Genomic DNA, 14,521 nt, shown 5'->3' on the forward strand with positions numbered 1-14,521 from the left:
GGCTTCGCGGGCGAGGACCCGGCCGATGTGGAGGACATGTTCGCGCTGAAGTACCGTGGCGCTCGCTTCTCGCTCGGTTACGGAGCGTGCCCGGATCTGGAAGACCGGGCGAAGATCGCCGACCTGCTGGAACCCGGGCGCATCGGCGTCGAACTGTCCGAGGAATTCCAGCTCCACCCCGAGCAGTCCACCGACGCCATCGTCATCCACCACCCCGAGGCGAAATACTTCAACGCACGTTAGCCATTCGCGACGTACACTGGTCGGTCCAGTGCAGGCCGGTCACCTGTCCCGCCGGGGGAGACCCGAGGGATGGGGCGACCGGCCTCTTCGTCCCTTACGGAGGTGTGCCGGATGACCAGCACGGTCCCCGCGTCCTTGACCCGCATGGCCGAAGGCTCCGCCCTGCAGGCGGTCTTCCTCGACATGGACGGCACCCTCGTCGACACCGAGGGCTTCTGGTGGGACGTGGAGGTCGAGGTCTTCGCCGGCCTCGGCCACCGGCTGGACGAGGCCTGGCGGGATGTGGTGGTCGGCGGCCCTATGACACGCAGCGCCGGCTATCTCATCGAGGCCACCGGCGCTGACATCACCCTCGAAGAGCTGACGGTGCTGCTCAATGAGCGCTTCGAGGACCGCATCGCGCGCGGTGTGCCGATGATGCCCGGCGCGGCCAGGCTGCTGGCCGAGCTGGCCAGGCACAATGTGCCCACCGCGCTGGTGTCCGCGTCCCACCGGCGCATTATCGACCGTGTGCTCGCCTCGCTCGGCCATGAGCACTTCGCGCTCTCGGTCGCGGGCGACGAGGTGCTGCGTACGAAGCCGCATCCCGAGCCCTATCTCACCGCGGCCCAGGGCCTGGGCGCGGAGCCCGCGAGATGCGCCGTCATCGAGGACACGGCCACCGGTGTGGCGGCGGCGGAGGCGGCGGGATGCCGGGTGGTGGCCGTCCCGTCCGTCGCCCCCATCGCACCGGCCGACGGCCGTGTGATCGTCCGCTCGCTCGAAGACGTCGACCTGCGCTTTCTGCGCACGCTGATCACATCGCCGCACTGAGATGAGCCGCGTCGCCGTACTGAGCCGTACTGAGGCGTACTGAGCGGTACTCAGGCGGCCGTAACCTCTCCCTACTCCTCGTGAGCTTTGTCACGCTGAGTGCTGCTCGGGTGTTCGGGATATCGATATTCCAGTCCGCCGAACCATGTCCATGGGCGACCTTGTGTCCGTATTTGTAGAGCGGTGCGTGCATCGTTCCGTGGCATGACCATCCACTCTTCGGCATCACTGATCACTCAGCGAATACACCCCAACTCCAGCCTGGTCATGTGCTCCTGGCGGCGCCGACTAATCTCGTGGCGAGAACTTCGCCGCGTCGCCGAAGGGTCCGGACGGCCACCATGCCGCCCGGACGCCAAGGACCGATCGCACTGACTGTCCCGGCCCGATCGCGCTGCCCCGACCGGGCGGAAGCGGCGAAGTGCCATAGACACGGTCGCAACAACACCCGTGTGCCAGTGCCGGATGAGGGAGAACGTCCAGGATGAACCGTAAGACTTTGGTGCTGCCGGCCGTGGTCGGCCTGCTCGCCCCCGTGCTCGTCGCCTGCGGCGATGCGAACGGCGGGTCCGGCGGCGGTGATGCCATTGTCGTGGGCACCACGGACCAGTTCACCGCGACGGCGGACGCCCCCGCACCCCTCGACCCGGCTTACGCATATGACACCGGCGCCTGGAACGTCCTTCGCCAGACCCTCCAGACGCTGATGCGCACCCCGCGCGGCGGCGGCGAACCCGCCCCCGAGGCGGCCAAGTCGTGCACCTTCACCGACAACGCCAGCGAGAGCTACCGCTGCACGCTGCGCGATGGCCTCACCTTCGCGGACGGCTCCCCCGTCACCGCCGAAGACGTGAAGTTCTCCATCGAGCGTGTGCTGAACATCGACGCGGACAACGGCACCGCCGGTCTGCTGTCGAACATTGACACCATCGAGACCAAGGGCGAGAACGAGGTGATCTTCCACCTCTCCACGCCCGACGCCACCTTCCCGTACAAGCTCTCCACCCCGGCCGCGGGCATCGTCAGCAAGAAGCACTACGCGGCGGACAAGCTCCGCGAGGGCTTCCAGGTGGACGGCTCCGGCCCGTACACCATGAGGGCCGAGACACGGGATGACAACGTCGTCAGCTTTGTCTTCACCAAGAACGACAAGTACAAGGGCGATCTGAAGGTCAACAACGACAAGGTCGAACTGCGCTCGTTCGCGGACTCCGGCGCCATGGGCCAGGCGCTCGAAGCCGGGGACATCGATCTGATGACCCGTACGATGGCGCCCGGGCAGATCAAGGACCTCAAGGAGAACCCGAAGGAGGGCATCGAACTCACCGAGGTGCCCGGCCTTGAGATCCGCTACCTCGGCTTCAACACCGAAGCCGCGCCCGTGAAGGACAAGGCGGTCCGCCAGGCCATCGCGTCTGTCGTCGACCGCGGCGAGATCGCCGCAAAGGTGTACGGCTCGACCGCCGAGCCGCTGTACTCGCTCATCCCGTCGAGCATCGCCTCACACACCAACTCCTTCTACAACAAGTACGGTGAGCCCAGCGGGGAGAAGGCCGAGCAGATCCTCACCGAGGCGGGCGTCGACACCCCGGTGAAGCTCACGCTGAACTACACCACCGACAAGTACGGAGCCGGCACGGAGAAGGAGTTCGAGGCGCTGCGCGACCAGCTCAACGCCTCCAAGCTCTTCGACGTCTCCATCAAGGGCGCCGAGTGGTCGGCGTTCCGCCAGGCCCAGAAGCGCGGCGACTACGCGGTCTACGGGCTCGGCTGGTTCCCTGACTTCCCGGACCCCGACAACTACACCGCGCCCTTCCTCGCCAAGGACAACTTCCTCAACTCCCCCTACGCCAACGACAAGGTGCGCGAGCTGATCCCGCAGTCGCGCCGTGAGGCGGACCGCGCCGCGGCGTCCTCGGCCTTCACCGAGATCCAGGAGATCGTCGCCACCGACGTCCCCGTGCTCCCGCTGTGGCAGGGCAAGCAGTATGTGGCCGCCCGAGGCAACGTCCGCGGCGTCGAATGGGTCCTCAACGCCAGCTCGGACCTCCAGCTGTGGGAGCTGAGCCGCGGCGGCGTCTGACCGGCCGCCCCCGGGCCCCGGCGGCGTCTGACCGGGCCGCCCCCGGCCACGTCGCCCACAGCCCGGCGTCCGCTCATGCGAACGGCCCTTGTCGGCAGATCACCTGCCGACAAGGGCCGTTCGCATGACCGGCCGGGCCCGCTCGCCCCGCTGCTGTGTTACCGCTCTACTGCGCGTCTACTGCGCGCCCGGGCGCACCAGGCCGCTCTCGTACGCGTACACCGCGGCCTGCACCCGGTCGCGCAGGCCCAGCTTGGTGAGCACATGGCCCACATGCGTCTTCACAGTGGTCTCGCTGACGAACAGATCGGCCGCGATCTCCGCGTTGGACAGGCCGCGCGCCACCAGCTTGAGGACCTCCACCTCACGCTCGGTCAGCGTGTTCAGCGTGTCGGGGACCGGCTCCTCGCCGGACGGCAGATGGTCCGCGTACTTGTCCAGCAGCCGGCGGGTGATGCTGGGCGCCAGCATCGCCTCGCCCGCCGCGACGACCCGGATGGCCTGCACCAGCTCCTGCGCGGGCGCGTCCTTGAGCAGAAAGCCGCTCGCCCCCGCCTTCAGCGCCTCCACCACATACTCATCGAGGTCAAAGGTGGTCAGCACCAGCACCTTCGCCGGACCGTCCCGGCCGGGCCCGGTGATCTGACGGGTCGCCTCCACACCGTCCATCCGCGGCATCCGGATGTCCATCAGCACCACATCGGGCTGCAGCGCCCGCACCTGATCGAGCGCCTGGAGGCCGTCCCCGGCCTCGCCGACGACCGCGATGTCCTGCTCCGCCTCCAGGATCATCCGGAAGCCGGTGCGCAGCAGCGGTTGATCGTCGACCAGTAGCACGCGGATAGCCACGGCAGCTCCTCACATCTAGACCGGGCCCATTCTGCCCTGATCATCCTCCGCCGACGCGGCCGGGGAAACGCTCAGCGGATAAACCGGGGGAGTGCCCCCGAATTCCGGACAGAACGACTGATGGTCGCACCAGCCGCACAGCTTCGTCGGCCGTGGCCGCCAGTCCCCCGTACGAGTGGCCCGGTCGATGGCCTCCCACAACGCCAGCAGCTTGCGCTCCATCCGCTCCAGATCGCCCGGCGCCGGGTCATAGGTGAGCACCTCGCCGCTGCCCAGATACACCAGCTGCAGCCGGCGCGGCAGCACCCGCTTCAGCCGCCAGATCACCAGGGCGTAGAACTTCATCTGGAACAGCGCGCCCTCGCTGTACTCCGGGCGCGGGGCCTTGCCGGTCTTGTAGTCGACCAGCCGCACCTCGCCCGTCGGCGCCACATCCACCCGGTCGATCACGCCGCGCAGCCGCAGCCCCGACTCCAGCTCGGTCTCCACGAACAGCTCACGCTCGGCCGGCTCCAGACGCGTCGGATCCTCCAGCGAGAACCACCGCTCGACCAGCTGTGCCGCCTCGCCCAGCCAGCGCGCCAGCCGCTCGCCCCGCGCATCCTCGGCGAACAGCTCGCCCAGCTCGGGCCGCTGAAGAAGCAGCCGGTCCCACTGCGCGGGAATCATGGCCTTGGCGCGCACCGCCGTGCGGTCCGCCGCCGGGTCGTCGAAGAGCCGCTCCAGCACCGCATGCACCAGCGTGCCCCGTGTCGCCGCCTCACTCGGCTTCTCGGGCAGCTTGTCGATCACCCGGAACCGGTACAGCAGGGGACACTGCATAAAGTCGCTCGCCCGCGAGGGCGACAGCGAATCGGGCCGCTGGGTCTCACTCATGACTCAAGACCCTACGGCCCGGCACTGACAGCGATCGGCATACCATCGACGACAGACCTCCGCGCACTGCATGATCGGGCGAATGGGCCGCGCGCCCGCGGCCGTCACCGACATCGTCGCAGTCGCGACCGCAACGAAGGGACCCCGTGAACCAGGACGACAGCAGCGGCGAGCGCCGGCGGCCGCAGTCCGAGAAAGCGGGCACAGCGGACTCCGGCGGCGTCAAGCCCCGACGCCCCGGCGGAGCCGGGGGCGGCATTCTCATGGGCCGCCCCTTCGGTGTGCCCGTCTATGTCGCCCCCAGCTGGTTCATCGTCGCCGCCCTGATCACCTGGGTCTTCGGCGGCCAGCTCGACCGGGTGCTGCCCGAGCTCGGCGGCTACCGCTATCTGGTCTCCCTGTTCTTCGCCGTCGCCTTCTACGCCTCCGTCCTCGTCCACGAACTGGCGCACACCGTGGCCGCGCTCCGCTACAAGCTGCCGGTGCGCCGTATCCAGCTCCAGTTCTTCGGCGGCGTCTCCGAGATCGAGAAGGAGACCGAGACGCCCGGCCGCGAATTCATCCTCGCCTTCGTCGGCCCGCTGCTCTCCCTCGTCCTGGCGGGCGTCTTCTACCTCGGCATGCAGGCCGTCGAACCGGGCACGGTCCCCGGCGTCCTGCTCGCCGGTCTGATGATCTCCAACCTGATCGTGGCCGCGTTCAATCTGCTGCCCGGGCTGCCGCTCGACGGCGGCCGGATGCTGCGCGCCGTCGTGTGGAAGATCACGGGCCGGCCGATGGCCGGCACCGTCGCCGCCGCCTGGGTCGGCCGGGCCCTCGCCGTCACCGTGCTGATCGGTCTCCCCCTGCTGACCCACACCGGCGCCCTCGGCAACGCCACCGAGGACATCGGCGGCATGGAGACCGTCACCGACGCCCTGCTGGCCGCGATCCTCGCCGCGATCATCTGGACCGGCGCAGGCAACAGCCTGCGCATGGCCCGGCTGCGGGAACACCTCCCCGAGCTGGAAGCCCGCACCCTGACCCGGCGGGCCGTGCCCGTCCAGGCCGACACCCCCCTCTCCGAGGCGCTGCGCCGCGCCAACGAGGCCGGCGCCCGCGCCCTCGTCGTGGTCGACGGCCACGGCGAGCCAACCGCCCTCGTCCGCGAGACCGCCATCGTCGCCGTGCCGGAGCACCGCCGCCCATGGGTGGCCGTCAGCGGCCTCGCCCAGGACCTCACCGACGGCATGAAGGTCTCCGCGGAGCTCGCGGGAGAGGCCCTCCTCGACCGGCTGCGGGCCTGGCCCGCGACCGAGTATCTGGTCCTGGAGGAGACCGGGGAGATCTACGGCGTCCTGTCCACGGCCGATGTGGAGCGGGCCTTCGTGCAGGCCATGGCGCGGCCCTCCACCTGACCGCGGGTACCCTGGTGCCATGTCCGAACCGACCGGTGCCGCCCGCCGTCGCGGGCCCTTCAAGGTCGGGGACCAGGTCCAGCTCACCGACCCCAAGGGACGCCACTACACGTTCACGCTCGAGGCCGGGAAGAACTTCCACACCCACAAGGGTTCCTTCCCGCACGACGAGCTGATCGGCGCTCCCGAGGGCAGTGTTGTCCGTACCACGGGAAACGTCGCCTACCTCGCGCTGCGCCCCCTGCTCCCCGACTATGTCCTGTCCATGCCCCGCGGAGCCGCGGTGGTCTACCCCAAGGACGCGGGGCAGATCCTCGCCTTCGCCGACATCTTCCCCGGCGCACGGGTGGTCGAGGCGGGTGTGGGCTCAGGCTCGCTCAGCGCCTTCCTGCTGCGCGCCATCGGCGACCAGGGCATGCTGCACTCCTATGAGCGGCGTGCCGACTTCGCCGAGATCGCCCAGCAGAACGTGGAACGCTACTTCGGCGGACCGCACCCGGCCTGGCAGCTCACCGTCGGCGACCTCCAGGACAACCTCAGCGACTCCGACGTCGACCGGGTCATCCTGGACATGCTTGCCCCCTGGGAGTGCCTGGACGCCGTCTCCAAGGCCCTCGTGCCCGGCGGCATCCTGTGCTGCTATGTGGCGACGACCACCCAGCTGGCGCGGACGGTGGAGTCCATCCGCGAGATCGGCTGCTTCGCCGAGCCGCAGCCCTGGGAGTCGATGATCCGCAACTGGCATGTGGAAGGGCTGGCCGTCCGCCCCGACCACCGGATGATCGGCCACACCGGCTTCCTGGTCACCGCACGCCGCCTCGCCGACGGGGTGGAGCCCCCGATGCGCCGCCGCCGCCCGGCGAAGGGCGCGTACGGCGAGGATTATGAAGGCCCCAACAAGGGCTGACGCCCGCACAGAGGGGGCTGACGCCACCTGACTCTCGCAACGCACTGACGCTGCCCCTCAGTTCCCGAATGACATCGGAGAACTGAGGGGCGGCGTCAGTGCGTTCGTAGGGCCTGATGCTTATCCAGCTGTTGCCGACCCTCCTGTTCCCGCCCGCTGTGACGTATGGCACGATGCTGGCCACCCCCACTGGCACAGCCTTCACAGGAGACCCCTCGCGTGCAGACCTCCGACCTCCCGGACCTCGCGCACACCCACGCCCGCCCAATGCACTGGCTCGCCACGGCGGCGGCGATGGCGGCGGTCGTGGCGGCCGCGGGCGTGCTGCAGCCGGATGCGGCAACCGCCTCGCAGGCCGGCGTTCAGCCGCGTACGGGCGCCGTGGCGGCCCCCGGACCAGCCCCGGACGTGGCCGCGGCAGAGCTGCCGCTTCAGTGCGGCGCCGTGGGGAGCGTGGTCACCGAGGAGGCGTCGGGAGACCTCGACGGCGACGGCAGCCCGGAGACCGTGGCGGCCGCCCGCTGTGACGCCGGCTCCGGCACCCCGCCCAGCGCGGTCTATGTGCTGACCGCGGGCCCGGGGGAGGCGTCGCGCGTCGTGGCGACGCTGCTGCGGCCCGCACAGGGGCAGAGCGTCGGCGAGCTCGCCGTCCGTGACGGCGCAGTCACCGCGACGCTCCTCGGCTACTCCTCCGCCGATGTGCCGAGCTGCTGCCCCGACCTGCGGGAGAAGGTCGAATGGCGCTGGCAGGGCGGGAAGTTCGTCCGCTCGCCCCAGGCCGCGGCGCTGAGTGTGTGATCCGTCACTCGGCGTCGGGTCCGTAGACCTCCACCCTGTCCGAAACCCGGCGTACGTGGATGCAGTCGCCCGGGCACTCCTTCGCGGAGTCCACGACGTCCCGCAGCAGCGGCAGCGGCACGGGAGTGGTCGCGCCGGGCTCCTGCAGCAGCTCGTCGTCCCCGCTCTTCACATAGGCGAGTCCGTCGATGTCGAGCTCGAAGACCTCGGGCGCGTACTGGGCGCAGATCCCGTCCCCCGTGCAGAGGTCCTGGTCGATCCACACCTCCAGAGCCTCGCCGCCGCCTTCGGTGGGGACCTCGTGCTGCGCGGTCATATCTCCTGCCGTTTCCATCGCCGGTGACGCCAGGAGAAGCAAGTCGTGCCAGCCCTGACGGGTGTTGAACGCTTCGACGATACAACCGCCCGCTTTCCGATGTTGTTGGGTGGGTATTCCCCTGAGGTGAGGGAGAGCGCAAGGGTGAAGATCGGACACACCCCTACCGTCTTTGTGATCTAGGGGTTTCAATCACCCCCCGCCCAGGTAGGGTCAGGAAGCGTCCAGCTCCCCTTGGAGGAGGTGAGGACCGTGGCAGCCCACGACGACGACATCAACCGCGGCATCCGGCCGGGGCGGGGGTCTGAGGACCCAGCCGGCCAGGTTGCCTATCTCGAGCAGGAAATCGCCGTCCTGCGCCGCAAGCTCGCCGACTCTCCGCGTCATACGAGGATTCTCGAAGAGCGGATCGTCGAGCTGCAGACGAACCTGGCCGGCGTGTCCGCACAGAACGAGCGACTGGCGAACACGCTCCGTGAGGCCCGTGACCAGATCGTGGCCCTCAAGGAGGAGGTCGACCGGCTCGCGCAGCCGCCGGCCGGCTTCGGTGTCTTCCTGCAGGCGAACGAGGACGGCACATGCGACATCTTCACCGGGGGCCGCAAGCTCCGGGTGAACGTCAGCCCCAGCGTCGAGCTCGACGAGCTGCGGCGCGGCCAGGAAGTCATGCTCAACGAAGCGCTCAATGTGGTCGAGGCCATGGAGTTCGAGCGCGCCGGGGACATCGTCACTCTCAAGGAGATCCTTGAGGACGGTGAGCGCGCCCTGGTGATCGGGCACACCGACGAGGAGCGGGTGGTGAGGCTCGCCGAGCCGCTGCTGGACATCAACATCCGCCCCGGCGACGCCCTGCTGCTCGAACCGCGCTCCGGCTATGTCTACGAGGTGATCCCCAAGAGCGAGGTCGAAGAGCTCGTCCTGGAAGAGGTCCCGGACGTCGACTACGACAAGATCGGCGGTCTGGGCAACCAGATCGAGCTGATCCGCGACGCGGTCGAGCTGCCCTACCTCTACCCGGATCTCTTCAAGGAGCACGAACTGCGTCCGCCGAAGGGCATCCTGCTCTACGGCCCGCCGGGCTGCGGCAAGACGCTGATCGCGAAGGCCGTCGCCAACTCCCTTGCCAAGAAGGTCGCCGAGGTGACCGGCCAGCCCGCGGGGAAGAGCTACTTCCTCAACATCAAGGGCCCCGAGCTCCTCAACAAGTACGTCGGCGAGACCGAGCGGCATATCCGCCTCGTCTTCCAGCGCGCCCGGGAGAAGGCCGGCGAGGGCACCCCCGTCATCGTCTTCTTCGACGAGATGGAGTCGCTCTTCCGCACCCGCGGCTCCGGCGTCAGCTCGGACGTGGAGAACACCATCGTCCCGCAGCTGCTCGCCGAGATCGACGGCGTCGAGGGCCTGGAAAACGTGATCGTCATCGGCGCCTCCAACCGCGAGGACATGATCGACCCGGCGATCCTGCGGCCGGGCCGGCTCGACGTCAAGATCAAGATCGAGCGTCCGGACGCGGAGGCCGCCAAGGACATCTTCGGCAAGTACCTCACACCTTCGCTCCCACTGCACGCGGACGACCTCGCCGAGCACAGCGGATCGAAGGAAGTCGCTGCTCAGGCCATGATTCAGTCGGTCGTGGAGCAGATGTACGCGGAATCCGAGGAGAACCGCTTCCTCGAGGTCACCTATGCGAACGGCGACAAGGAAGTCCTCTACTTCAAGGACTTCAACTCCGGCGCCATGATCCAGAACATCGTGGACCGGGCCAAGAAGATGGCCATCAAGGCCTTCCTCGACCAGAACCAGAAGGGCATCCGGGTCTCCCACCTGCTCCAGGCGTGCGTGGACGAGTTCAAGGAGAACGAGGACCTGCCCAACACCACCAACCCGGACGACTGGGCCCGGATCTCCGGCAAGAAGGGTGAGCGGATCGTCTTCATCCGCACCCTCGTCACCGGAAAGCAGGGCGCGGACACCGGGCGCTCCATCGACACGGTGGCGAACACCGGTCAGTACCTGTAATACGCAACCCGGCTGCGGATGCCCGCCCGGCATCCGCAGCCGGTTGCTTTCCCGACAGCTCCGGGCACACCCGAGCAATTGACGGAATTGATCTCCCCACCAGCGCAGAGGCGTTCTAGGCTCGTCGGTACCGCCGCGTAGCGCAGTGCGGGGACGGGCACCGCACTGCGCCACCGGAGAGACCGCGGTACTTGAGCGCCGTTTCCACCAGGGAACGCCGCCGGGCAAGGAGGGCGCCGCATGACCGTACGGCGAGTAATGGGCATCGAGACGGAGTATGGAATCTCCGTCCCCGGCCACCCGAACGCCAATGCCATGCTCACCTCATCCCAGATCGTCAACGCCTACGCGGCGGCGATGCACCGGGCGCGCCGCGCCCGCTGGGACTTCGAGGAGGAGAATCCGCTGCGGGACGCCCGTGGCTTTGACCTCGCCCGCGAGGCCGCCGACGCCAGCCAGCTCACCGACGAGGACATCGGCCTGGCCAATGTGATTCTCACCAATGGCGCCCGGCTGTACGTGGACCACGCCCATCCGGAGTACAGCTCCCCGGAAGTGACCAATCCGCTGGACGCGGTCCTGTGGGACAAAGCCGGCGAGCGGATCATGGCCGAGGCGGCGGAGCGCGCCGCCCAGCTTCCCGGCGCCCAGCCGATCCACCTCTACAAGAACAACACCGACAACAAGGGCGCCTCCTATGGGACGCACGAGAACTACCTGATGAAGCGGGAGACCCCGTTCTCGGACATCGTGCGCCATCTGACGCCGTTCTTCGTCTCCCGGCAGGTGGTGACCGGCGCAGGACGGGTCGGAATCGGCCAGGACGGCCATGAGCACGGCTTCCAGATCAGTCAGCGCGCCGATTACTTCGAGGTGGAGGTCGGCCTGGAGACGACCCTCAAGCGCCCCATCATCAACACCCGCGACGAGCCGCACTCCGACGCCGAGAAGTACCGCAGGCTCCATGTGATCATCGGCGATGCGAACCTGTCGGAGATCTCGACCTATCTCAAGCTGGGCACGACCGCGCTGGTCCTGTCCATGATCGAGGACGGCTTTATCGCCGTCGACCTGGCCGTGGACCAGCCGGTGCGCACCCTGCACCAGATTTCCCACGACCCGGACCTGGGCCGTCTGATCACGCTCCGCAGCGGTCGCACACTCACCGCCGTCCAGTTGCAGATGGAGTACTTCGAGCTGGCGAGGAAGTATGTCGAGGAGCGTTTCGGGGCCGACGCCGACGAGCAGACCAAGGACGTCCTGGTCCGCTGGGAGGACACCCTCAACCGGCTGGAGAACAACCCGATGAGCCTCGCCGGGGAGCTGGACTGGATCGCCAAGCGGGAGCTTCTTGAGGGCTACCGCAGGCGCGACAGCCTCGACTGGGACGCCGCCCGGCTGCACCTGGTGGACCTGCAGTACGCGGACGTACGCCCCGACAAGGGGCTGTACAACCGTCTCGCGGCCCGCGGGAAGATGAAGCGGCTGCTCGTCGAGACCGACGTGGAACGGGCCGAGAGCAAGCCTCCTGAGGACACCCGGGCCTACTTCCGCGGCCGCTGTCTGGACCAGTACGCCGACGACGTGGCCGCGGCCTCCTGGGACTCGGTGATCTTCGACCTGCCCGGCCGTGACTCTCTGCAGCGCGTTCCCACCCTGGAGCCGCTGCGGGGCACCCGGAACCACGTCAAAGAGCTGCTGGACCGCTGCCGCACCGCGGAGGACCTGGTCCGGGTGCTGTCCGGCGGCTGAAATACCTCCCGGCCGGGAATCATGGGAGTGGTGCCCGGATGTTGTAGCAACTGCAGGGCCGATGTCAGACCCGGCTTGTAGGGTCTGATCTTGACAGACGGACCCAACCGAGCGGGCCGATTCGAGCGGGGTGAGGGATATGGCGACCAAGGACACCGGCGGCGGACAGCAGAAGGCCGCGCGCTCTACGGAGGAGGTCGACGAGCAGGCGCAGGACGCGCAGGCTGCGGAGGACCTCAAGGAGCGCCAGGAGAAGCTGAGCGACGACGTCGACTCGGTGCTGGATGAAATCGACGACGTCCTTGAGGAGAATGCTGAGGACTTCGTGCGGTCATTCGTCCAGAAGGGCGGCCAGTAGGTTGACCTGACCTTCGAATCGAAGGTTGTCGAGGGGGTGGGGTTGATCGAGAGCGGTACCCGAAGCGCCGCTCGCGGTGTAGGGAGCGCAGGCCGCTGGGAGCCTTCGCGGGGAGCGGATCAGCTCGCCGCGGGCTGCGGGCCTCCTGCCCGAAGAGAGTCCGGCCGCGTGCGCAGGCGCCCGCGGGGCGTCCGTTCTGCCGGAGCTGCGCGGAGGCCAGCAGGCCGCAGAGCGAGCGGCATCACAGAGGCCGTGCGGGACGAGATGGCCCTCACGCACCGGTGTCTGTGTGATCCGTCCGTCTGCTCCGGCAGTGCATGTGGATCACTGCCATGAGACGGGTAGGGTCCGTGGCGTACTGTGCTTCAACTGCAATTCGGCCATCGGCAAGTTGGGAGACGATCCCGACGCTGTCCGCCGGGCTGCCGCCTATTCGGAAGGAAACGCGTGGAAGCCAACACTCGTAGCACCGGGCGTCTGCCGGCTGCCTTCCTGACGCCTGGCTCGTCCTCGTTCATGGACTTTCTGGGCGAGCACGCCCCCGACCTGCTGCCCGGAAAGCGCTCTCTGCCGCCCGTGCAGGGCGTCGTCGAGGCGCCGCACGGCACGACCATCGTCGCCGCGACGTTCCCCGGCGGCGTGGTGCTCGCCGGCGACCGCAGGGCCACGATGGGCAACATGATCGCCCAGCGCGACATCGAGAAGGTCTTCCCGGCCGACGAGTACTCGGCCGTGGGCATCGCGGGCACCGCCGGCCTCGCGGTGGAGATGGTCAAGCTCTTCCAGCTTGAGCTGGAGCACTTCGAGAAGGTCGAAGGCGCCCAGCTCTCCCTGGAGGGCAAGGCCAACCGCCTCTCCACAATGATCCGCAGCAACCTCGGCATGGCCATGCAGGGCCTGGCCGTGGTGCCGCTCTTCGCCGGCTGGGACGTCGACCGGGAGAAGGGCCGCATCTTCTCGTACGACGTCACCGGGGGCCGCTCCGAGGAGCACGGCTACGCGGCGACCGGCTCCGGCTCCCTGTTCGCCCGCGGCGCGATGAAGAAGCTCTACCGCGAGGACCTGACAGAGCAGCAGGCCATCACCCTGGTCGTGCAGGCGCTGTACGACGCGGCCGACGACGACTCGGCGACCGGCGGGCCCGATGTGGCGCGGCGCATCTACCCGATCGTCACCATCATCACCGACGAGGGCTTCCGCAGGCTCACCGAGGCGGAGTCCTCCGACACCGCCCGCTCGATCCTGGAGCGCCGCCTTGAACAGCCCGACGGCCCGCGTGCCGCGCTGCTCTGATCCACACCTCACTGACAGAAAGGGACGGATAGCCGGTGACGACGCCGTTCTATGTCTCGCCCGCACAGGCCATGCAGGACCGGGCGGAATACGCCCGGAAGGGCATCGCCCGAGGCCGCAGCCTGGTCGTGATGCAGTATGCCGACGGCATTGTCTTCGTCGGCGAGAACCCGTCCCGCGCGCTGCACAAATTCAGCGAGATCTATGACCGGATCGGCTTCGCCGCGGCCGGTAAGTACAACGAGTACGAGAATCTGCGCATCGGCGGGGTCCGCTATGCGGATCTGCGGGGCTACACCTATGACCGCGACGATGTGACCGCCCGCGGCCTGGCCAATGTCTACGCCCAGACGCTGGGCACGATCTTCTCCAGCGCGGCCGAGAAGCCGTACGAGGTCGAGCTGGTCGTCGCCGAGGTGGGCGAGACGCCCGAAGGAGACCAGATCTACCGGCTGCCGCACGACGGCTCGATCGTGGACGAGCACGGCTCGGTCGCGGTCGGCGGCAACGCGGAGCAGATCAGCAGCTTCCTCGACCAGCGCCATCGGGACGGGATGTCGCTGGCGGAGGCGCTGAGGCTGGCGGTGCAGGCGCTGTCCAACCAGTCCAACGGCACGGAGCGGGAGATTCCGGCGGACCGGCTGGAGGTGGCGGTGCTGGACCGTACGCGGCCGCAGCAGCGGAAGTTCAAGCGGATCGTGGGGCGTCAGCTGGCGCGGTTGCTGGAGGCGGAGGTGCCGGCGTCCACCCCCACGGACACGCCTTCCGACGAGGAGCCGGGGGAGTAGCCCCCGGCGCCCCCCGTCGGCGGGGCCCG

Annotated in this window: 15 protein-coding genes; 12 read left to right on the plus strand and 3 right to left on the minus strand. The window is 68.5% G+C overall.

The window, feature by feature from the left end:
- From OF819_RS26825 to OF819_RS26835, 3 genes are all read left to right on the plus strand, one after another.
- Positions 1-243 (plus strand): vitamin B12 dependent-methionine synthase activation domain-containing protein (locus tag OF819_RS26825; protein WP_267246234.1); only part of this gene is annotated, 243 nt, incomplete at its 5' end.
- 111 nt (positions 244-354) lie between these two features.
- A complete protein-coding gene (locus tag OF819_RS26830) occupies positions 355-1,056 on the plus strand; it encodes an HAD family hydrolase (RefSeq protein ID WP_267246235.1) in 702 nt (233 codons plus the stop codon).
- A 484-nt stretch (positions 1,057-1,540) separates the two neighbouring features.
- Entirely contained in the window at positions 1,541-3,139 is a 1,599-nt protein-coding gene (locus OF819_RS26835; RefSeq protein WP_267246236.1) for an ABC transporter substrate-binding protein, read from the plus strand.
- 177 nt (positions 3,140-3,316) lie between these two features.
- Here the strand turns inward: OF819_RS26835 and OF819_RS26840 are convergent, their stop codons facing one another.
- Positions 3,317-3,988, minus strand: coding sequence for a response regulator (locus OF819_RS26840; protein ID WP_267246237.1), 672 nt, complete (start codon positions 3,986-3,988; stop codon positions 3,317-3,319).
- A 15-nt stretch (positions 3,989-4,003) separates the two neighbouring features.
- Positions 4,004-4,864, minus strand: a complete 861-nt coding sequence (locus tag OF819_RS26845; protein ID WP_267246238.1) for a PD-(D/E)XK nuclease family protein — start codon at positions 4,862-4,864, stop codon at positions 4,004-4,006.
- Positions 4,865-5,010: 146 nt separating this feature from the next.
- On the opposite strand from OF819_RS26845, the gene OF819_RS26850 reads away from it, so the two are divergent.
- The 3 genes from OF819_RS26850 to OF819_RS26860 all read left to right on the plus strand — a co-directional run bounded on the left by OF819_RS26850 (position 5,011) and on the right by OF819_RS26860 (position 7,966).
- Entirely contained in the window at positions 5,011-6,261 is a 1,251-nt protein-coding gene (locus OF819_RS26850; protein ID WP_267246239.1) for a site-2 protease family protein, read from the plus strand.
- A gap of 19 nt (positions 6,262-6,280) precedes the next feature.
- Positions 6,281-7,168 (plus strand): tRNA (adenine-N1)-methyltransferase, encoded by an 888-nt coding sequence (locus OF819_RS26855; protein WP_267246240.1) that lies wholly within the window; start codon positions 6,281-6,283, stop codon positions 7,166-7,168.
- A gap of 219 nt (positions 7,169-7,387) precedes the next feature.
- Positions 7,388-7,966, plus strand: a complete 579-nt coding sequence (locus OF819_RS26860; protein ID WP_267246241.1) for a hypothetical protein — start codon at positions 7,388-7,390, stop codon at positions 7,964-7,966.
- Between the two features lie 4 nt (positions 7,967-7,970).
- Here OF819_RS26860 and OF819_RS26865 read toward each other — a convergent pair whose 3' ends face one another.
- Positions 7,971-8,282, minus strand: coding sequence for a ferredoxin (locus tag OF819_RS26865; RefSeq protein WP_267246242.1), 312 nt, complete (start codon positions 8,280-8,282; stop codon positions 7,971-7,973).
- A 252-nt stretch (positions 8,283-8,534) separates the two neighbouring features.
- Between OF819_RS26865 and arc the strand changes: the two genes are divergently transcribed.
- From arc to prcA, 6 genes are all read left to right on the plus strand, one after another.
- Positions 8,535-10,301 carry a proteasome ATPase gene (arc, locus tag OF819_RS26870; RefSeq protein WP_267246243.1) on the plus strand — a complete coding sequence of 589 codons (1,767 nt, stop codon included), beginning with the start codon at positions 8,535-8,537 and terminating at the stop codon, positions 10,299-10,301.
- 240 nt (positions 10,302-10,541) lie between these two features.
- Positions 10,542-12,053, plus strand: a complete 1,512-nt coding sequence (gene dop / locus OF819_RS26875; protein WP_416370631.1) for a depupylase/deamidase Dop — start codon at positions 10,542-10,544, stop codon at positions 12,051-12,053.
- A 139-nt stretch (positions 12,054-12,192) separates the two neighbouring features.
- Positions 12,193-12,411, plus strand: coding sequence for a ubiquitin-like protein Pup (locus tag OF819_RS26880; RefSeq protein ID WP_267246244.1), 219 nt, complete (start codon positions 12,193-12,195; stop codon positions 12,409-12,411).
- Positions 12,412-12,730: 319 nt separating this feature from the next.
- The gene (locus OF819_RS26885; RefSeq protein ID WP_267246265.1) at positions 12,731-12,907 is read left to right on the plus strand and encodes an endonuclease domain-containing protein; all 177 of its coding nucleotides are present in this window, start codon (positions 12,731-12,733) and stop codon (positions 12,905-12,907) included.
- A complete protein-coding gene (gene prcB, locus OF819_RS26890; RefSeq protein ID WP_267246245.1) occupies positions 12,859-13,704 on the plus strand; it encodes a proteasome subunit beta in 846 nt (281 codons plus the stop codon). Before OF819_RS26885 ends, prcB begins: the two co-directional genes overlap by 49 nt.
- A 35-nt stretch (positions 13,705-13,739) precedes the next feature.
- Positions 13,740-14,492, plus strand: a complete 753-nt coding sequence (gene prcA / locus OF819_RS26895) for a proteasome subunit alpha (protein WP_267246246.1) — start codon at positions 13,740-13,742, stop codon at positions 14,490-14,492.
- Positions 14,493-14,521: the final 29 nt, after the last annotated feature.

Source organism: Streptomyces sp. PR69, assembly GCF_026420845.1.
Lineage (GTDB): Bacteria > Actinomycetota > Actinomycetes > Streptomycetales > Streptomycetaceae > Streptomyces.